Annotated in this window: 18 protein-coding genes; 14 read left to right on the top strand and 4 right to left on the bottom strand. The window is 74.8% G+C overall.

What is annotated here, in order from left to right; all coding sequences use genetic code 11:
- Positions 1–136: 136 nt before the first annotated feature.
- From IDM29_RS07700 to IDM29_RS07710, 3 genes are read left to right on the top strand one after another with little or no spacing between them, the layout of a single operon-like run.
- Positions 137–712: a DUF5998 family protein gene (locus IDM29_RS07700; protein ID WP_182111317.1), complete on the top strand. Its 576-nt coding sequence runs from the start codon at positions 137–139 to the stop codon at positions 710–712.
- Positions 709–1,899 (top strand): alkaline phosphatase family protein, encoded by a 1,191-nt coding sequence (locus IDM29_RS07705; RefSeq protein WP_255491530.1) that lies wholly within the window; start codon positions 709–711, stop codon positions 1,897–1,899. Before IDM29_RS07700 ends, IDM29_RS07705 begins: the two co-directional genes overlap by 4 nt.
- A 9-nt stretch (positions 1,900–1,908) precedes the next feature.
- Positions 1,909–2,556, top strand: coding sequence for a thymidine kinase (locus tag IDM29_RS07710; RefSeq protein WP_182111316.1), 648 nt, complete (start codon positions 1,909–1,911; stop codon positions 2,554–2,556).
- A gap of 10 nt (positions 2,557–2,566) precedes the next feature.
- Here the strand turns inward: IDM29_RS07710 and sepH are convergent, their stop codons facing one another.
- Positions 2,567–3,694 (bottom strand): septation protein SepH, encoded by a 1,128-nt coding sequence (gene sepH, locus IDM29_RS07715; RefSeq protein WP_182111315.1) that lies wholly within the window; start codon positions 3,692–3,694, stop codon positions 2,567–2,569.
- 115 nt (positions 3,695–3,809) lie between these two features.
- On the opposite strand from sepH, the gene IDM29_RS07720 reads away from it, so the two are divergent.
- Together IDM29_RS07720 and IDM29_RS07725 are read left to right on the top strand one after the other, a co-directional pair.
- Complete coding sequence (locus IDM29_RS07720; protein ID WP_182111314.1) at positions 3,810–4,685, top strand: inositol monophosphatase family protein; 876 nt, start codon at positions 3,810–3,812, stop codon at positions 4,683–4,685.
- Between the two features lie 223 nt (positions 4,686–4,908).
- Positions 4,909–5,208, top strand: coding sequence for a DUF4193 domain-containing protein (locus IDM29_RS07725; protein WP_182111313.1), 300 nt, complete (start codon positions 4,909–4,911; stop codon positions 5,206–5,208).
- Here IDM29_RS07725 and IDM29_RS07730 read toward each other — a convergent pair.
- On the bottom strand, positions 5,178–5,669 hold the full coding sequence (locus IDM29_RS07730) for a DUF3093 domain-containing protein (RefSeq protein WP_182111312.1): 492 nt from the start codon (positions 5,667–5,669) through the stop codon (positions 5,178–5,180). The two genes, IDM29_RS07725 and IDM29_RS07730, sit on opposite strands and share 31 nt — an antisense overlap.
- A gap of 52 nt (positions 5,670–5,721) precedes the next feature.
- Between IDM29_RS07730 and dut the strand changes: the two genes are divergently transcribed.
- The 4 genes from dut to IDM29_RS07750 are packed head-to-tail and all read left to right on the top strand — an operon-like array spanning position 5,722 to position 8,102.
- Positions 5,722–6,228, top strand: coding sequence for a dUTP diphosphatase (dut, locus tag IDM29_RS07735; protein WP_255491529.1), 507 nt, complete (start codon positions 5,722–5,724; stop codon positions 6,226–6,228).
- A 38-nt stretch (positions 6,229–6,266) separates the two neighbouring features.
- A complete protein-coding gene (locus IDM29_RS07740; protein WP_255491528.1) occupies positions 6,267–7,013 on the top strand; it encodes a DUF3710 domain-containing protein in 747 nt (248 codons plus the stop codon).
- Positions 7,013–7,378 (top strand): OB-fold nucleic acid binding domain-containing protein, encoded by a 366-nt coding sequence (locus IDM29_RS07745; RefSeq protein ID WP_182111310.1) that lies wholly within the window; start codon positions 7,013–7,015, stop codon positions 7,376–7,378. Before IDM29_RS07740 ends, IDM29_RS07745 begins: the two co-directional genes overlap by 1 nt.
- A complete protein-coding gene (locus IDM29_RS07750) occupies positions 7,371–8,102 on the top strand; it encodes a DUF3159 domain-containing protein (RefSeq protein ID WP_182111309.1) in 732 nt (243 codons plus the stop codon). The genes IDM29_RS07745 and IDM29_RS07750 overlap by 8 nt, the downstream gene beginning before the upstream one ends.
- Here IDM29_RS07750 and IDM29_RS07755 read toward each other — a convergent pair.
- Both IDM29_RS07755 and IDM29_RS07760 read right to left on the bottom strand, forming a co-directional pair.
- Positions 8,029–8,703, bottom strand: a complete 675-nt coding sequence (locus IDM29_RS07755) for a TrkA family potassium uptake protein (protein ID WP_182111308.1) — start codon at positions 8,701–8,703, stop codon at positions 8,029–8,031. The genes IDM29_RS07750 and IDM29_RS07755 overlap by 74 nt on opposite strands.
- Positions 8,703–9,353: a TrkA family potassium uptake protein gene (locus tag IDM29_RS07760; protein WP_223148091.1), complete on the bottom strand. Its 651-nt coding sequence runs from the start codon at positions 9,351–9,353 to the stop codon at positions 8,703–8,705. Before IDM29_RS07760 ends, IDM29_RS07755 begins: the two co-directional genes overlap by 1 nt.
- A 95-nt stretch (positions 9,354–9,448) precedes the next feature.
- On the opposite strand from IDM29_RS07760, the gene IDM29_RS07765 reads away from it, so the two are divergent.
- The 5 genes from IDM29_RS07765 to IDM29_RS07785 all read left to right on the top strand — a co-directional run bounded on the left by IDM29_RS07765 (position 9,449) and on the right by IDM29_RS07785 (position 17,372).
- Positions 9,449–11,428, top strand: a complete 1,980-nt coding sequence (locus IDM29_RS07765) for an APC family permease (RefSeq protein ID WP_182111306.1) — start codon at positions 9,449–9,451, stop codon at positions 11,426–11,428.
- On the top strand, positions 11,425–12,762 hold the full coding sequence (locus IDM29_RS07770) for a methyltransferase (protein ID WP_188037370.1): 1,338 nt from the start codon (positions 11,425–11,427) through the stop codon (positions 12,760–12,762). Before IDM29_RS07765 ends, IDM29_RS07770 begins: the two co-directional genes overlap by 4 nt.
- 149 nt (positions 12,763–12,911) lie before the next feature.
- On the top strand, positions 12,912–15,734 hold the full coding sequence (locus IDM29_RS07775) for an aconitate hydratase (RefSeq protein WP_182111304.1): 2,823 nt from the start codon (positions 12,912–12,914) through the stop codon (positions 15,732–15,734).
- Between the two features lie 165 nt (positions 15,735–15,899).
- Complete coding sequence (locus IDM29_RS07780) at positions 15,900–16,217, top strand: hypothetical protein (RefSeq protein ID WP_182111303.1); 318 nt, start codon at positions 15,900–15,902, stop codon at positions 16,215–16,217.
- A 54-nt stretch (positions 16,218–16,271) separates the two neighbouring features.
- Positions 16,272–17,372: a winged helix DNA-binding domain-containing protein gene (locus IDM29_RS07785; protein ID WP_182111302.1), complete on the top strand. Its 1,101-nt coding sequence runs from the start codon at positions 16,272–16,274 to the stop codon at positions 17,370–17,372.
- The last annotated feature ends 63 nt before the right edge of the window (positions 17,373–17,435 follow it).

Consider the following 17,435-nt stretch of genomic DNA (forward strand, 5'->3'; position numbering starts at 1 on the left):
CGGCCGTGCTCGCGGCCCGCGTCGAGGTCGGCCGGGCCGGCCGCGCCGACGCCGGGCGCCGCGCCCTGCCGCAGTAGGCGCCCGGCCGCCCGGGGAGGAGCACCACCGGGGTCCCGATCGGTGGAAGGATGGGCAGATGCCCGGAGCCATGACCGACCTTCGCCGCAGCCTGCACCACGCGGGCTACTACCCGGAGCTCGTGGGCGACGTCCTGGACGTCGCGCTCGCGGGCGAGCCGGTCGTCGGGCACCTCGTCCATCCGGAGACCACCTTCGACTCGACCGAGGTGCGCCGCCACGTCACGGTCCTCGTGCTGACCCCGACCCGGCTGGTCCTCGCGCACGTCGACGACCACCCCGCCGACTCGGAGCACCCGTCGGCGAGCGCGTCGGCGACCACGGAGTCCGTCCCGCTGGCCCACCTGCACACGGTCGCGCTGACCCACGTGGTGCCGGTGCCCGAGAAGCACCGCGCGGGCGCCGTGCCCGCCGAGCTCACCCTCGCGCTCGGGTGGGGAGCGGTCCGGCGGATCGACCTCGAGCCCGCGACGTGCGGCGACCCGTCGTGCGACGCCGACCACGGGCTCACCGGCACCAGCTCCCCGGACGACGTCGTCGTGCGGGTCTCGGCGCAGGCCGAGGGCGCCGAGGCCGTCCGGGCCGCCGTGGACTTCGCCCGAGCCCTGTCCGCCGCCAGCGCGGGGGCCCGGTGACCACCACCGACGTCGTGGCCGGTGCCTTCGCCGCGGCCGGCTTCGTCAGTCCCGACTACGGCGGCTGGTGCCTGGACGCCGTCCTGCCCGGCGCGGCGGCGGCGCTCGCCCGTCCGCTCGGGCTGGACCTCGACCGCCTGCCCGACGGCGCCGCGGAGGCGCAGGCGCGCCTCGACCTGCCGGACGCGTCGCGGGTCTGCGTCGTGCTCGTCGACGGCCTCGGCCACGAGATGCTCACCGAGCGCGCCGGTCATGCGCCGTTCCTGCGCTCGCACCTCGCAGGGGCGCGCACCCTGACCTCGGGCTACCCGTCGACGACCGCGGCCTCGATGGGCCTGTTCGGCACCGGGTGCGCCCCCGGCCGCACGGGGCTGATCGGCTACACCGTGCGCAACCCCGAGACCGGAGGGCTCGCCAACCTGATCTCGTGGGAGGGCGCCGGGGAGGCGACCTCCTGGCAGCGTGAGGAGACCGTCTTCGAGCGGCTCGCGGCGGCGGGCGCCCCCGTGAGCTTCGTCGGCCCGGCCAACTTCGCCGGCTCCGGCCTGACGGAGGCGGCCCTGCGCGGGGCGAGCTTCGTGCGCGCCGAGCGCCTCGAGGACCGCGTGGACGCCGCGCTGTACGAGCTGTCCGCGCCCGGCCTGGTGTACCTGTACTGGCGCGACGTCGACAAGGCGGGCCACCAGTTCGGCTGGCGGTCGCCGGAGTGGGGCGACGCGCTGGCCGAGGTCGACCGCGAGCTCGCGCGCCTGGCGCGCTCCCTCCCGGCCGGGACGCTGCTGCTGGTCACCGCGGACCACGGGATGGTCGACGTCGACCACGGCCTGCTCGTGGACGTCGCCACGACGCCCGCGCTCGCGCGCGACGTCGTCCTGGTGGCGGGGGAGCCGCGCGCGAGCCACGTGCACGTGCGCCCCGGGACCGCGCCCGACGTCGCGGCGCGGTGGCGCCAGGTCCTCGGCGACCGCGCGCTCGTGGCGCTGCACGACGACGCGGTGGCCGCCGGGTGGTTCGGGCCCGTGGCCGAGCACGTCGACGCGCTCGTGGGCGACGTGGTGGTCGCCGCGCGGGGTCGGGCCGGTGTCGTCGACTCGCGGACCCAGACGCCGCACTCGCTCACCCTCAAGGGCATGCACGGCTCGCTCACGCCGGGCGAGATGCTGGTGCCGCTGATCGTGACCGGCTGAGAGGGACCCATGGCGGAGCTCGTCTTCTTCAGCGGGACGATGGACTGCGGGAAGTCCACGCTCGCGCTCCAGCTCGACCACAACCACGCGGCCCGCGGGCGCGGCGGCGTCATCTTCACGCGTGACGACCGCGCGGGCACCGACGTGCTCTCCTCGCGCCTGGGGCTGCGGCACAGCGCCGTGGAGGTGCGCGACGACACCGACTTCTGGGACGAGGTCGTGGTGCGGCGCAGCCGCGGGGAGCGCGTCGACTACCTCGTGTGCGACGAGGCCCAGTTCTACTCGCCGCGCCAGGTCGAGCAGCTCGCGCAGCTGGTCGACGAGCTGGGCGTGGACGTCTACGCGTTCGGCATCACGGCGGACTTCCGGACCCGGCTCTTCCCCGGCGCGGCGCGGCTCATCGAGCTCGCGGACCGGGTCGAGGTGCTCCAGGTGCAGTCGCTGTGCTGGTGCGGGGCCCGGGCGACCCACAACGCGCGCATCGTGGACGGCGTCATGGTCGTCGAGGGCGAGCAGGTCGTCGTCGGCGACACGGGGCCCGGTGGCCGGCAGGCGCACGTCGCGTACGAGGTGCTGTGCCGCCGGCACCACATGCGCCGGATGACGAGCGTCGCGGCGCGCGCGACGGCGCAGGTCCCCGACACGCTCCCGTTCTGAGCCGGCCGCCCTACTCGGGCTTGGCGCCGAAGACGATCTCGTCCCAGCTCGGCACGCTCGCGCGGCCCCGGCGCGAGCGCCGGGCCAGCGGCGGGGGGACGTCGGCCTCTCCGGCCGGGGGCGTCGGCGCGTCGGGCGCGGCGACCGCGGGGGTGGACGCGTCGTCCGCCACGGGCCGGCGGCGCGCCGACGGCGGCAGCTCGAGCACCGTCGCGTCCGTCGCGAGATCGGGTCGCGAGGCCGGCGGGTGGGCCGCGGGGACCGGGCCCGGTGTCGTCGACCCGGGGCGCTCGAAGTCGAACGCGTGCTGCGGCCCGAAGCCCTCGAAGTCCTCGCCGTCGTCCTCCGGGTCGTCGGTGTGCGCGTCCGACGGCTCGTCGAGGGGCTGACGCACGCCGCGGCGCCCCGACAGGTCGTCGAGCAGCAGGTGTGTCGGGTCCGGCGCGTGCGGTGCCGCGGCGGCGGGCTGGTCGACGGACGCGAGCAGCGGGCGCAGCGCGTCGTCGACCTCGACGTCGAAGACCTCACCGGGAACCGCCGAGAGGTGACGGCGGGGGATCGGGCCTTGCGCCAGCTCGGTCTCGCTCAGCCAGCGCGCCTCGTCGTCCACGGCGCGCAGGACGCGCGCCGACGGCTCGAAGGTCCACCGCGCGGACCGCGACGTGCCGGCGACGTCGAACGCGACCTCGACGGTCCACGGGCCGGCGCTGCCGCCGCGGAACGCGTCCCAGCGGATCGACGAGCCGGCGACCCCGCGCGTGGCGAGGCGGTCGGTGACCAGGTCTCCCAGGACCGGTGCGCCGGGGTCGTGGCCGATGCGCGTGCCGCGTGCCTGCGTGGCGACGAACTCGCGCTCGGCGAGCACCGGACCCTCGTACCGGCGCACGGCCGGCAGCGGCATGCCCGAGTCCTCGGCCAGCTCCTCGGCCGTGGCACCGGCGCGGATGCGCGCCTGGATCTCCCGCGGGGGCAGCGTGCCGCTCTGCTCGGCCCGCACCTGCTCGAGCTGGGGCCGGTCCCGGCGCACCGCCGCCCGCAGCGCGTCGTCGATGGGCAGGCTGAAGCGCTGACCGTCCACTCCCTCGAGGACGACGTGCTCGCCGTCCTCGTGCAGCCCTACCAGTCGCAGCTCGCTCATGGCACCTCCTGCCACGAGGGTGCCACCTGCCGGCCGCCCGGCCGGGGAGGCGGACCGGTGTGCCGCCGGACCGGGCGTGGTGCGGCGGGCGCGCCTGCGGCGGCAGGATGGGTCGATGAGCGCCGCACAGCCACCGTCCCCTCCGACCCGTGGCGCCGCCCCGCACCCCGACGGGCCCGACGTCGTCGGCCTGGGCCGCCTCGCCGAGCGCCTCGCCCGGGAGGCGGGCGCGCTGGTGCGCGACGGCCGGCCGCGGCAGGTGGATGTCGCCGGCACCAAGTCGAGCCTCGCCGACGTGGTCACCGCCATGGACCTCGCGTCCGAGGCGCTGCTGCGCCGGATCCTCGCCACGGAGCGCCCCGACGACGGCGTGCTCGGCGAGGAGGAGGGGCACGTCGGCGGGACCACGGGGGTGACGTGGGTCCTGGACCCGATCGACGGCACGGTGAACTACCTCTACGGGATCCCGGCGTACGCGGTGAGCGTCGCCGCCGTGACGGGCCCGCCCGAGCCCGGCCGGTGGACGGTCCAGGCCGCGTGCGTGCACGCCGTGGCGGACGGGCGGACGTGGACCGCGGTGCGCGGCGGGGGCGCGTTCCTCGACGGCGTGCCGCTGCGCGTCAACGGCCCCGTCCCGCTCGCGCAGAGCCTCGTCGGGACGGGCTTCGGCTACACCGTGGAGCGGCGCCGCGTCCAGGCGCGCGTCATCGCCGACGTGCTGCCCCGCGTGCGGGACATCCGCCGGATCGGCTCGGCGGCGATGGACCTGTGCACCCTCGCGGGCGGCGGCCTGGACGCGTACTTCGAGCGAGGGCTGGCGCCCTGGGACCTCGCGGCGGCGTCGCTGGTCGCCGAGGAGGCCGGGGCGCTCGTCACCGGCCTGCGGGGGGCGCCGGCGTCGACCGCCATGACGGTCGCGGGCCCACCCGAGACGGTGGGCGCGCTGGTCGCGCTGCTCGAGGGTCTGGACGCGGACACCGACGACGCCTGACCCCTCGCGACCCGGATCGCGCGCTCCTCGCACCTCCGGTTGCCCGAGTTGTGCGGGTTGGCTACGGTCCCGCGGGGGGCCATGTGCGCGGCCTGCCGTGAGTGGGGCACAATCCCCAGGCCGACCAGCCCTCGGGAACATTCGGGCCGTGTCGTGCATTGATTACGTACCGGCGACCGCGCGACCGCGCGGCGCGAGAACGACACGGAGTGTGTGACGCCTGATGGCAACCGACTACGACGCCCCTCGCAAGACCGAGGAAGACCTCTCCGAGGACTCGCTGCAGGAACTGCAGGCGCGTCGCTCCGACAAGAACTCCGGGGTGGTCGACGAGGACGAGACGGAAGCGGCCGAAGGGTTCGAGCTCCCGGGCGCGGACCTGTCGGGCGAGGAGCTCTCCGTCCGCGTCCTGCCGCGGCAGGCCGACGAGTTCACCTGCGGCAGCTGCTTCCTGGTGCACCACCGCAGCCAGCTGGCCGGCGACAAGAACGGTCAGCCGATCTGCTCGGAGTGCGCCGCCTGACCTGAGCGACGGGCCGCGTCCAGCGCGGCCACGAGGGCCTGGGGCCGGCGGGTGGAGACCACCCACGCCGGCGTCGGGTCCTGCGGGTCGTCGACGACGACCACCACGGCCCCGGGGATCCACGCGCGCAGGCACACGTAGGTGCGCGCGTCGGACCCGGGGCCGAGCTGCGCGCGGACCCCGTCGCGGTCGAGCACGCGGGCCGCCCCCAGGAGGGCGACGGGGATGTGCGCCCGCCCGGCCCGCAGCTCGCCGCCCGCGACCTCGACGGGCGCGCTGGTGCGCACGGCCGCCGCGATCGCGACCAGGAGCGAGACGACGCCCCCGACCAGCGCGACGTCCCCGCGCACGGGCAGCAGGGCGATGACCATGAGGACGGCGAAGCCGATCACGAAGCACCACCCCAGCGGCCCGGGCCAGAGCCGTTCACGGTGGAGCACGTCGGTCGAGTGGGGCGCCATGCCTCCATGGTCTCAGCCCGCGGGACGTGGGGCGGCACTAGGCTCGGGCGTCGTGGACAACCGCCCTCACCCCGTCGAGGTCCTGCTCGTCATGCTCGACGACGGGCTCCCGGAGCCCACGTACGCCCACCCCGGGGACGCGGGCGCCGACCTCGTGGCGCGCGTCGACGTCGACCTCGCGCCGCTCGCCCGCGCGACGGTCCCCACGGGCGTGAGCATCGCGCTGCCGGACGGCTGGGCCGCGTTCGTCCACCCGCGCTCCGGCCTGGCGCGCGACCACGGCGTGACGGTGGTCAACGCGCCCGGGACGGTGGACGCGGGCTACCGCGGCGAGATCCAGGTGACGCTGCTCAACACCGACCCGACGACGGCGGTCCACCTGCGGCGCGGGGACCGCATCGCGCAGCTCGTGGTCCAGCGCGTCGGGCGGGCGCGCTTCGTGCGCGCCGAGCGCCTGCCGGGGTCGCACCGCGGGGCCGGCGGCTTCGGGTCCACGGGCGGCGGACCCGCCGGACCTGCCGGGGCCGCCACGCCGGGCGCGGACGGCGCCGACGGGTAGGAGGCGCCGCCCGAGGCGTCTAGTGTCGTGGTGAGTGCGTGTCCAGGTTCCAGGAGGCAGCAGGCGTGGGTGTGTTCGGACGAGGCAAGCGGTCGACGGAGTCGTCGGCGGAGCCCTCGGCGCAGGCCGCCGAGGCGGACGTGGTGCCCGGTGACGTCCCCGCCCGGGAGCGTGGCCCCTGGGACTCGGGCGAGGTCCCCGAGCGCGGCCGCCGGATCGACCTCGGCGCCCTGTGGCTGCCCGGGCGCGAGGGCATGGAGCTCCGGATGGAGATCGAGAAGTCGTCGAAGATCGTGAGCGCCGCGGCCGTGTCGCTCCACGGCTCCGCGCTCCAGCTCCAGGTGTTCGCCGCGCCGCGCACCGAGGGCGTGTGGGACGACATCCGCGCGGAGATCGCCGAGTCCGTCGTCAAGCAGGGCGGATCCGCCGACGACGTGCCGGGCCCCTTCGGTCGCGAGCTCCTCGCGCGCCTGCCCGTGCGCACGCCCGAGGGGCGCACGGGCCACCGGCCCGCGCGCTTCATCGGCCACGACGGCCCGCGCTGGTTCCTGCGCGGCGTCATCACCGGCCGGGCGGCCGTGGAGCCGGCGGAGGCCGAGGAGCTCGAGGCCGTCTTCGCCGACGTCGTCGTGGTCCGCGGCCCCGAGCCGCGCGTGCCGCGCGACCTGCTGCCCCTGACGATGCCCGGTCAGCGGCCGGTGGCCGCGGTCGTCCCGCCGGGCGCCGCTCCCGCCCCGACGCTCGACCCCCTCACGCGCGGCCCCGAGATCACCGAGGTGCACTGATGGCGCTCAAGGCGCTGCTGCACGGCATGGTCGCGTCGCAGGCGCAGCTCGAGGCCGACGAGGAGCAGCGCGAGACGCGCCGGCAGGGGTGCGCCTCCGTGGCGGAGCTCCAGGACCGCCGCCGGGCCGTGGTCTCGGGTGTCATCCGCTCGGTCACGCTGCGCCCGCGCACGACGGTGCCCGCGCTCGAGGCCGAGCTCTACGACGGCAGCGGCAGCCTGACGCTCGTCTGGCTGGGGCGGCGCAGCATCCACGGGATCGACCCCGGCCGACGGCTGCGCGCCGAGGGCCTGGTGTGCGCGCAGTCCGGGCGGCCGACGATGTTCAACCCGCGCTACGAGCTCGCGCCGAGGCCCGGTGAGTAGTCCGGCGGGCGAGCCCGAGTCCCCGCAGGCGGAGCGGGCCCGCTCCGGCGTCGCCCCGGGACGGGGCGTCACCGCCCTGGCCGCCGACGAGTTCTCGTTCGCCGACGCGGTCGGCGGCTGGCGCGGGGTCGTCGAGTCGGGTGCGCCGGGTCTGCTGTTCGTGGTGGTCTTCGTCGCGACCCGCGAGCTCGTGCCCGCCCTCGTCGTCGCGCTGGGTCTCGCCCTGCTCGCGGTCGTCGTGCGGCTCGCGCAGCGCACGCCGGCCACCCAGGCCTTCTCGGGCGTGCTCGGGGTCGCCATCGGCGTGGTCTGGGCCTGGCGTACGGGCGAGGCGCAGGACTACTTCGCGTGGGGCCTGTGGGTCAACGTCGCCTGGTGCGTGGGCGCGGTCGTCTCCGTCCTGGCGCGCTGGCCGGCGGTCGGCGTCGTCGTCAGCCTCCTGCGCGGACAGGACATGTCCTGGCGGGTCGACGCGGGCGCCGCGGCGCTGCGGCGGCGCTACGTCCTGGCCACGTGGCTCTGGGCCGTCCTCTTCGGCGCACGCCTGGCCGTGCAGCTGCCGCTCTACCTGCAGGGCGCCGACGCCGTGGGCTGGCTGGGTACCGCCCGGCTGGTCATGGGCGTGCCGCTGTTCGCGCTCGGCCTGTGGCTCACGTGGCTGCTGGTCGGCTCACCACGAGGTCGTGCAGAGCAGCCGGATCGGCCTGCGACCCCGCCACGATGAGGAGCTCGTCGCGCGCCTCGAGCGTGTCGTCGGGGCTCGGGGCGATCGGCGTCGTGCCGCGCACCACGGCCGCCAGGACCGTGTCGGGCGGCCAGACCACCTGACCCACGCGCGTGCCCACCAGGGGCGAGTCCTCCGGCAGGGTCACCTCGAGGATGTCGGCACCCGACTGGTGGAAGGTGAAGATCTTGACGAGGTCGCCGACGGCGACGGCCTCCTCGACCATCGCGGTCATGATCCGCGGCGTGGAGACGGCGACGTCCACGCCCCACGCCTCGTCGAACATCCACTCGTTCTTCGGGTTGTTGACGCGCGCGACCGTGCGGGGCACCCCGTACTCGGTCTTCGCGAGGAGCGAGACCACGAGATTGACCTTGTCGTCGCCGGTCGCCGCGACGATGACGTCGCACTCGTCGGCCTTCGCCTGGGTCAGGGTGGACAGCTCGCACGCGTCGGCGAGCAGCCACTCCGCCTCGGCGACCGAGGCGACGCGCATCGCGGACGGCTGCTTGTCGATGATCGTGACCTCGTGCTCCGCGGCGATCAGCTCGGTCGCGATGGACCGCCCGACCGATCCGGCTCCGGCGATGACGACGCGCATCAGTCCACCTCCGGGGGGACGCGGGTGAGGATCCGCTCGACCTTGGCCAGGTCGGTCGCCATGACCAGGACGTGCACGACGTCGTTCTCCTGCAGGACCGAGGTCGGCCCCGGCAGCACCCCGTCGCCGTAGCGGGTCAGGTAGGCGACGCGGGCGCCGGTCGCGGCCTCGAGCCGGCGGAGCGGCTGGCCGACCCACCCCGGGTGCACGTCCATCTGGGCCATGATCACCTGGCCCGACGCGTCGCGGTACTCGTCGGTGGCACCCATGGGGAGCATGCGCCGCAGCACCTGGTCCGCCGTCCAGCGGACCGTCGCGACCGTCGGGATGCCGAGGCGCTGGTAGATCTCGGCGCGGTGGGGGTCGTAGATCCGGGCGACCACGTTGCCCACGCCGTAGGTCTCGCGCACGACGCGCGCCGCCAGGATGTTGGAGTTGTCGCCGTCGGAGACGGCGGCGAAGGCGTACGCCTCCTCCACGCCCGCCTGGACCAGCGTCTGCCGGTCGAAGCCGAGTCCGGTGACGCGCTTGCCGGAGAAGCTCTGCTCCAGCCGGCGGAACGCGTCGGGGTTCTGGTCGATCACGGCGACGGAGTGCCCGCGACCCTCCAGCGACTGGGCGAGCGTGGCGCCGACGCGGCCGCAGCCCATGATGACGAAGTGCACAGATGGTGACGGTATACCTCCGGCGCCGCGACGGCGCCCGACGCCCGTGGGCGGCCCCTGCGGCCCTAGGATGGTGGATCGTGTCGGACATCGCGGATGCGGCGAAACGTCTGCTGCTGGGCCGGCCGGTCCGCAGCGACCGGCTCGGCCACACGCTCCTGCCGAAGCGCATCGCCCTGCCGGTCTTCGCCTCGGACGCCCTGTCCTCCGTCGCGTACGCCCCGGACGAGATCCTGCTGACCCTCGCGATCGCGGGTCTCGGCGCGACGCTCGTCTCGCCCTGGGTGGGCGTGGCGGTCGCCGTGGTCCTCGGAGTCGTCGTCGCGTCGTACCGGCAGAACGTCCACGCGTACCCGTCGGGGGGCGGCGACTACGAGGTCGCGACCGTCAACCTCGGCCCGCGGGCGGGCGTCTCCGTCGCGAGCGCCCTGCTCGTGGACTACGTGCTGACCGTGGCGGTGTCGATCTCCTCGGGCGCCCAGTACGCCGCGTCGGCGATCCCGGCCCTGCGCGGGCACGAGGTGCCGGTCGCCGTCGGCGTGGTGCTGCTCCTGGCCCTGGCCAACCTGCGCGGGGTCAAGGAGTCCGGCCGGGCGTTCGCGGTCCCCACCTACCTGTTCATGGCGGCGCTCGGGACGCTCGCGATCGTCGGCGCCGTCAAGGCGGCGACCGGGACGCTGCCGCTCGCGGAGACGGCCTCGCTCGAGGTGCTGCCGGAGGCCGGGTACGAGGCCGGCCTCGTCGGGCTGGGCGGCGCGCTGCTCGTGCTGCGCGCGTTCGCGTCCGGCAGCGCCGCCCTCACCGGGGTCGAGGCCATCAGCAACGGCGTGCCGGCCTTCACCAAGCCCAAGAGCCGCAACGCCGCCACCACGCTGCTCCTGCTGGGCGCGCTGTCGACGACGTTCATCATGTCGATCCTGCTGCTGGCCCAGGCCACGCACGTCCACTACGTCGAGTTCCCCGCGGAGCAGCTGCTCCGCGACGGCGTCCCCGTCGGCGAGGACTACGTGCAGCACCCGGTGATCGTGCAGCTGTCGGAGACGATCTTCGCCGGGGCGCCGTGGCTCGTCGTGTTCGTGGCCGTCGTGACGGGGCTGATCCTCGTGCTCGCCGCCAACACGGCGTTCAACGGCTTCCCGGTGCTCGGGTCCATCCTGGCGCGGGACGGCTTCCTGCCGCGCCAGCTGCACACGCGCGGCGACCGGCTCGCCTTCTCCAACGGCATCCTCACGCTGGCCGCCGGGGCGATCGTCCTCATCTGGGCGTTCGACGCCCAGGTCACCCGGCTGATCCAGCTCTACATCGTCGGCGTCTTCGTCTCGTTCACGCTCAGCCAGCTCGGCATGGTGCGGCACTGGAACCGCGAGCTCCGCACCGAGCCGGAGGCCCGGGCCCGGGCGCACATGCGCCGGTCCCGCGCGATCAACGCCGTCGGCCTCGGCCTGACGGGCACGGTCCTGGTGGTCGTGCTCGTCACCAAGTTCACGCGGGGCGCGTGGATCGCGATCCTCGCGATGGCCGTCGTCTTCGTCCTCATGCAGGGCATCCGGCGCCACTACGACTCGGTGCAGCGCGAGCTCGCGCTGGGCGACGACGAGGCCGCGGCGCGTGCGCTGCCGAGCCGGGTCCATGCGATCGTGCTGGTCTCGCGGCTCCACAAGCCGACCATGCGGGCGATCGCGTACGCGCGGGCGTCGCGCCCGTCCGTGCTGGAGGCCGTGACCGTCAGCGTGGAGCCGCAGGACGTGGCGACGCTGCGCGAGGAGTGGGAGCGGCTCGGCCTGCCCGTGGCGCTCAAGGTCCTCGACTCGCCGTTCCGCGAGATCACCCGGCCGATCCTCGGCTACGTCAAGTCCATCCGGCGCGAGAGTCCTCGCGACCTGGTCGTCGTCTACATCCCCGAGTACGTCGTCGGGCACTGGTGGGAGCACCTCTTGCACAATCAGAGCGCACTGCGCCTCAAGGGCCGGCTGCTGTTCACGCCGGGCGTCGTCGTGGCCTCCGTGCCGTGGCAGCTGGAGTCGTCCGTGCAGGTCGCGCAGCAGGGGACCACGCCGTGACCGGGCCGCAGCGGCGTCCCGGCCGCACGCCCCGCCCCCGGCCGTCCCGTGCCGCGCGCCCCCCGCGCGGGCCCGGCGAGCACGACGGCGAGCACGTCGTCCTCGAGGTCGGCCCCGTCGCGCACGGCGGCATCTGCGTCGCGCGCCACGAGGGCCGGGTGGTGTTCGTCAGCCACAGCCTGCCGGGGGAGACGGTGCGGGCCGTGGTGACGGACGGCCGCGAGGGGGCGACGTTCTGGCGCGCGGACGCCGTGGAGGTGCTCGAGGCGAGCCCGGACCGCGTCCCGGTGACGTGGGAGCAGGCCGGCCCCGGCGGCGTCGGCGGCGCGGACCTCGCGCACGTCGCGCTGCCCGCGCAGCGGCGGTGGAAGGCGGCCGTCGTCGCCGAGCAGCTGCGCCGCCTCGCGCACCTCGAGCGCGACGTCGTCGTCGAGCCGGCACCGGGCGACGACGACGCGGGCGGCTGGGGATGGCGCACGCGCGTCGAGCTGGTCGTCGACGGCCAGGGCCGCGCCGGCATGCACCGGCCCCGCACGCACGAGGTCGTGCCGCTGACGGACATGCCGCTCGCGGTCGACGAGATCCGAGGGCTTGGCCTGTTCGAGCGCCGGTGGCCCGCCGGGGCGCGGATCACCGCCGTCGCGCCCGTGGGCGGCGACGCGCCGCTCGTCGTGGTCGACGGCGAGCCGTGGACCGAGAAGGGCGCCGACCGGCGGCCCAACGCCCGCACCGCGGTGCGCGAGCGCGCGCAGGTCGCCGGGCGGACCTACACGTGGCGGGTCGCGGGTGACGGCTTCTGGCAGGTCCACCGCGCGGCGCCCACCGTGCTCGCGGAGGCGGTCGTCCGCGCCGTGGGGGAGCGTCCCGGCGCCACCGTCGTGGACCTGTACTCCGGTGCCGGCCTGCTCACGCTGCCCCTCGCGGACCTGGTCGGCGACGCCGGACGCGTCGTCGCGGTCGAGGGCGACGAGCGCGCGGTCAAGGATGCGCGCCGCAACGTCCACGAGCACCCCCAGGTCGAGCTGCACCACGGGCCGGTGGCCGGCGTGCTGGCCTCCGGTGCCGTCGCGCGCGCCGACGTGGTGGTGCTGGACCCGCCGCGCGTCGGCGCGGGGCGCGACGTGGTGGCCGCGATCGCGGCCCTGGAGCCCGAGCGCATCGTCTACGTGGCGTGCGACCCCGCGGCGCTGGCCCGCGACGTCGCGTACCTCGCGGGACACGGCTACGCGCTCGGCGACCTGCGCGCGTTCGACCTGTTCCCGATGACCCACCACATCGAGTGCGTGGCGGTCCTGGACCGCTCGCCGCTCGATGCCCCGCCGTCGGCAGGGTAAGATATCTTGACGTCGAGATATCTCGGCGGAGCGGCTGCGAGATAGCCTGCCCGCAGAGGTCTGCGGACGTCCGCGGCGGGTCCCACGACCCGCCGCAACCCCTGCCGGCGATCGCCGTCCCGCGGGGGACGAACCACGAAGGAGCAGCCGTGAGCAGCGTCGACACGTTCGGGTCGAAGGGCACCCTGGAGGTCGGGGGAGCCTCGTACGAGATCTACCGGCTGGCCGCCGTGCCGGGCCTGGAGCGCCTCCCGTACAGCCTCAAGATCCTCGCCGAGAACCTGCTGCGCACCGAGGACGGCGCCAACATCACCGCCGACCACGTGCGCGCGGTCGCGGCCTGGGAGCCGTCCGCCGAGCCGAGCACCGAGATCCAGTTCACGCCCGGCCGCGTCGTGATGCAGGACTTCACCGGGGTGCCGTGCGTCGTGGACCTCGCCACCATGCGCGAGGCGGTCGCCGACCTCGGTGGCGACCCCGCCCGCATCAACCCGCTCGCCCCCGCCGAGCTCGTCATCGACCACTCGGTCCAGATCGACGTCGCCGGCCGCCGCGACGCGTTCGAGCGCAACGTGGAGCTCGAGTACCAGCGCAACTTCGAGCGCTACCAGTTCCTGCGCTGGGGCCAGACGGCCTTCGACGACTTCAAGGTCGTCCCGCCCGGCACCGGCATCGTCCACCAGGTCAACATCGAGTACCTGGCGCGCGTCGTGATGACGCGTGAGGTCGGCGGCGTCCTGCGCGCCTACCCCGACACGTGCGTCGGCACCGACTCCCACACGACGATGGTCAACGGCCTGGGCGTGCTCGGCTGGGGCGTCGGCGGCATCGAGGCCGAGGCGGCGATGCTCGGTCAGCCGGTCTCGATGCTCATCCCGCGCGTCGTCGGCTTCAAGCTCTCGGGCGCCATCCCCTCGGGCGTCACCGCGACGGACGTCGTCCTGACGATCACCCAGCAGCTGCGTCAGCACGGCGTCGTGGGCAAGTTCGTCGAGTTCTACGGCGACGGCGTCGCGCAGGTGCCGCTGGCCAACCGCGCCACGATCGGCAACATGAGCCCCGAGTTCGGCTCGACCTGCGCGATCTTCCCGATCGACGGCGTGACGATGGACTACCTGCGCCTCACCGGCCGGTCGGACGACCAGGTGGCGCTCGTCGAGGCGTACGCCAAGGAGCAGGGCCTCTGGCACGACCCGTCGTCGCCGCAGTACGTGGAGCCGGTCTTCTCCGAGTACCTCGAGCTGGACCTGTCCACGGTCGTCCCGTCGATCGCCGGGCCGAAGCGCCCGCAGGACCGCATCGAGCTGACCGACGCGAAGGAGTCCTTCGCCACGAGCATCCTCGACTACGTCGACGACGCCGAGGCGGCGCCCTTCACCGGCCTGGACGAGTCGGTCGACGAGACGTTCCCGGCCTCGGACCCCATCGCGGCCGGCGAGCACACCGACGCCTCCGACGCCCCGGCGCAGGTGCCGAACGGTGACAGCGCGCGGCGCCCGCACAGGAAGGTGTCGCTCACGCTCGCGGACGGCACGGCGACCGAGCTCGACCACGGTCACGTGGTCATCGCCTCGATCACGTCGTGCACCAACACCTCGAACCCGTCGGTGATGCTCGCCGCCGCGCTGCTGGCGAAGAACGCCGTCGCCAAGGGCCTGACCGCCAAGCCGTGGGTGAAGACCTCGATGGCGCCGGGCTCGAAGGTCGTCACGGACTACTACGAGAAGGCCGGCCTGTGGCCGTACCTCGAGAAGCTCGGGTTCCACCTGGTCGGCTACGGCTGCGCGACCTGCATCGGCAACTCGGGCCCGCTGCCCGAGGAGGTCTCGGCGGTCGTCAACGAGCACGACCTGTCCGTCGTCTCGGTTCTGTCCGGCAACCGGAACTTCGAGGGCCGCATCAACCCCGACGTGAAGATGAACTACCTCGCGTCGCCGCCGCTGGTGATCGCCTACGCGCTGGCCGGCACGATGGACTTCGACTTCGAGAACGAGCCGCTGGGCACCACGGAGGCGGGGGAGCAGGTCTTCCTGCGCGACATCTGGCCCGCGCCGGACGAGGTGCAGGCGACGATCGACTCGTCGATCGACCGCGCGATGTTCACGGCCGACTACGCCGACGTGTTCGCGGGCGACGAGCGGTGGCGCTCGCTGCCGACGCCCGAGGGCAGCACGTTCGAGTGGGACGCGGAGTCGACCTACGTCCGCAAGCCCCCGTACTTCGACGGCATGGCCGCGACGCCGGAGCCGGTGACGGACATCTCCGGGGCCCGCGTGCTCGCCAAGCTCGGCGACTCCGTGACGACCGACCACATCAGCCCCGCCGGTGCGATCAAGGCGGACAGCCCGGCCGGTCGCTACCTCGCCGAGCACGGGGTCGAGCGTCGTGACTTCAACTCCTACGGCTCGCGCCGCGGGAACCACGAGGTCATGATCCGCGGCACCTTCGCCAACATCCGGCTCCGCAACCAGCTGGTGCCGGGCGTCGAGGGCGGCTTCACGGTCAACCACCTGACCGGCGAGCAGACGACGATCTACGACGCCGCCCAGGCCTACGCCGAGGCCGGCGTCCCGCTCGTCATCCTCGGCGGCAAGGAGTACGGCTCCGGCTCGTCGCGGGACTGGGCGGCCAAGGGCACGAGCCTGCTCGGCGTCCGGGCCGTGATCGCCGAGAGCTTCGAGCGGATCCACCGCTCGAACCTCATCGGCATGGGCGTGCTGCCGCTCCAGTTCCCGGCGGGCGAGACGGCCGACTCCCTCGGCCTCGACGGCACGGAGACCTTCGACATCGCGGGCGTCACGGCGCTCAACGAGGGCACGACGCCGAGCACCCTCACGGTGCGGGCCACCAAGGCGGACGGGACGGTGACCGAGATCGAGGCGGTCGTGCGGATCGACACCCCCGGCGAGGCGGACTACTACCGCAACGGCGGCATCCTGCAGTACGTCCTCCGCTCGCTCGTGGGCGCGTGACGCCCGCCTGAGGGCCGCAGGACGCTCGACCCGGGCCGTCGCCACCGCTGGTGGCGGCGGCCCGCGTCGTCCCGGGGTGTCCGCTCGCGGTCGCGCGTGCCGTGTGGCAGTCTCCTCGTCGCGCGACCGGCAGGAGCCGGCGCGGCACCCGGCGAAGGAGGACCAGTGGCAGGCTCGGCAACCCAGATCATCGAGGTGGCGCTTCCGCCGGAGCAGGCGGAGGCAGCGGTCTACCAGGCCTTCGTGCAGGCCGGGCTCGAGGGCGTTGCCGGGGGCGGCGGCATCATGAACGGCACCGTCGGGGTGAGCTGGGCGAGCTGGGGCGAGAAGATCCGCGCCACGATCGGTCACGGGACGCACGGCTCGGTCGTGCACCTGCACAGCGAGAGCGCGCTGCCCACCACGCTGATCGACTTCGGCAAGAACAAGAAGAACCTCGCGAAGGTCGTCGCGGCGATCCGGGATCACGCGCCGGTGGTCTGAGGGACCACGGAAGCGGCCCTGGGCGGGGCCGGCCGGTGTGCCTAGGCTCGGGGGGTGTCCACGACCGACGCCGACCTGGCACGGTGGCGACTGGTGACCCAGCGCCTCGCCGCCCCGCACGCCGCGTCCGCGACCGGCGTCGTCGCAGGGCTGCTCGCCGTGCAGGCGGAGAACCCCGCGCAGGCGGCCTGGGGCGTGGCGTCGCGGACCGTCGCGCGTGAGGCCACCGACCTGGCGGGACTGCTCGACAGCGGCGCGGTGATCCGCACCCACGTCCTGCGCCCCACGTGGCACTTCGTGTCCGCGGCCGACGTGGGCTGGCTCGTCGCGCTCACCGCGCCCGCGATCCGGCCGCTGTTCACGCGGCAGCTCGCGGACGAGGGCTGGTCGCCCGGGCGGACGGACCGAGCGCTCGCCGACGTCGTCGACGTCCTCGGTGCCGCACCCCACAGCACCCGCGAGCAGGTGGCCACGGCGCTCGCCCACCGGGGGGTGCCGATCTCGGGACGCGCGCTGATGCTGCTCATGGGGCTCGCGGAGACCGACCGCCTGGTGTGCAGCGGGCGTCCCGCCGACGGGCGTCACACCTACGCGCGGTTCGAGGACCGGGTGCCACCGACGGCGCCCCGCGAGCGCGACGAGGCGCTCGGCGAGCTCGCGTGGCGGTACTTCGCGGGCCATGGCCCCGCGACCGAGCGTGACCTCGCGTACTGGGCGACGGTCACCGTCACGCAGGTGCGGCGGGGGATCGGTGTGGTGCGGGACCGGCTGGAGTCGTTCGTCCACGAGGGGCGCACGTACTGGCACGCGCCGGGCGGCGCCGCACCGACGTCGCCGCCCCGTCCCGACGGGCACCTGCTGCAGATCTTCGACGAGACCTACCGCGGCTACCAGGACACCCGCAGGCTCCTCGACACCGCGGGTCGCGTGCCGCGCGGGCGCGAGGCCAGCACCGGTATGGCCCTGGTCGACGGCCAGATGGTGGGCTGGATGCGGCGGACGACCGGGGCGCGGGTCCGGTTCGAGGTCGACCCGTTCGCGCCCCTCGCGCCGTCCGCGCACCGGGCGCTGGCGGCCGGCGCCGCCCGGTACGGGGCGTTCCTTGGCCTTGACCACGAGCTGGTGGTCAAGGCGGCGGCCGGCGCCCCGGGATAGGACGCGCGGCGGTCAGCCGCGCGCCGCCGCCGCGGCGGCGAACCGCTCGAGCCCCGCGAGGGC

It is taken from the genome of Actinotalea sp. JY-7885 (assembly GCF_014525465.1).
In the GTDB taxonomy this organism is placed as follows: Bacteria; Actinomycetota; Actinomycetes; order Actinomycetales; family Cellulomonadaceae; genus Actinotalea.

Coding starts and splice junctions, on each gene's coding strand:
- IDM29_RS07730 (WP_182111312.1), bottom strand. CDS start 5,669: ATGGCGCCCCACTCGACCGACGTGCTCCACCGTGAACGGCTCTGGCCC.
- IDM29_RS07755 (WP_182111308.1), bottom strand. CDS start 8,703: ATGCGCGTCGTCATCGCCGGAGCCGGATCGGTCGGGCGGTCCATCGCG.
- IDM29_RS07720 (WP_182111314.1), top strand. CDS start 3,810: ATGAGCGCCGCACAGCCACCGTCCCCTCCGACCCGTGGCGCCGCCCCG.
- IDM29_RS07700 (WP_182111317.1), top strand. CDS start 137: ATGCCCGGAGCCATGACCGACCTTCGCCGCAGCCTGCACCACGCGGGC.
- IDM29_RS07725 (WP_182111313.1), top strand. CDS start 4,909: ATGGCAACCGACTACGACGCCCCTCGCAAGACCGAGGAAGACCTCTCC.
- IDM29_RS07745 (WP_182111310.1), top strand. CDS start 7,013: ATGGCGCTCAAGGCGCTGCTGCACGGCATGGTCGCGTCGCAGGCGCAG.
- IDM29_RS07710 (WP_182111316.1), top strand. CDS start 1,909: ATGGCGGAGCTCGTCTTCTTCAGCGGGACGATGGACTGCGGGAAGTCC.
- IDM29_RS07760 (WP_223148091.1), bottom strand. CDS start 9,353: ATGGGCTGCGGCCGCGTCGGCGCCACGCTCGCCCAGTCGCTGGAGGGT.
- sepH (WP_182111315.1), bottom strand. CDS start 3,694: ATGAGCGAGCTGCGACTGGTAGGGCTGCACGAGGACGGCGAGCACGTC.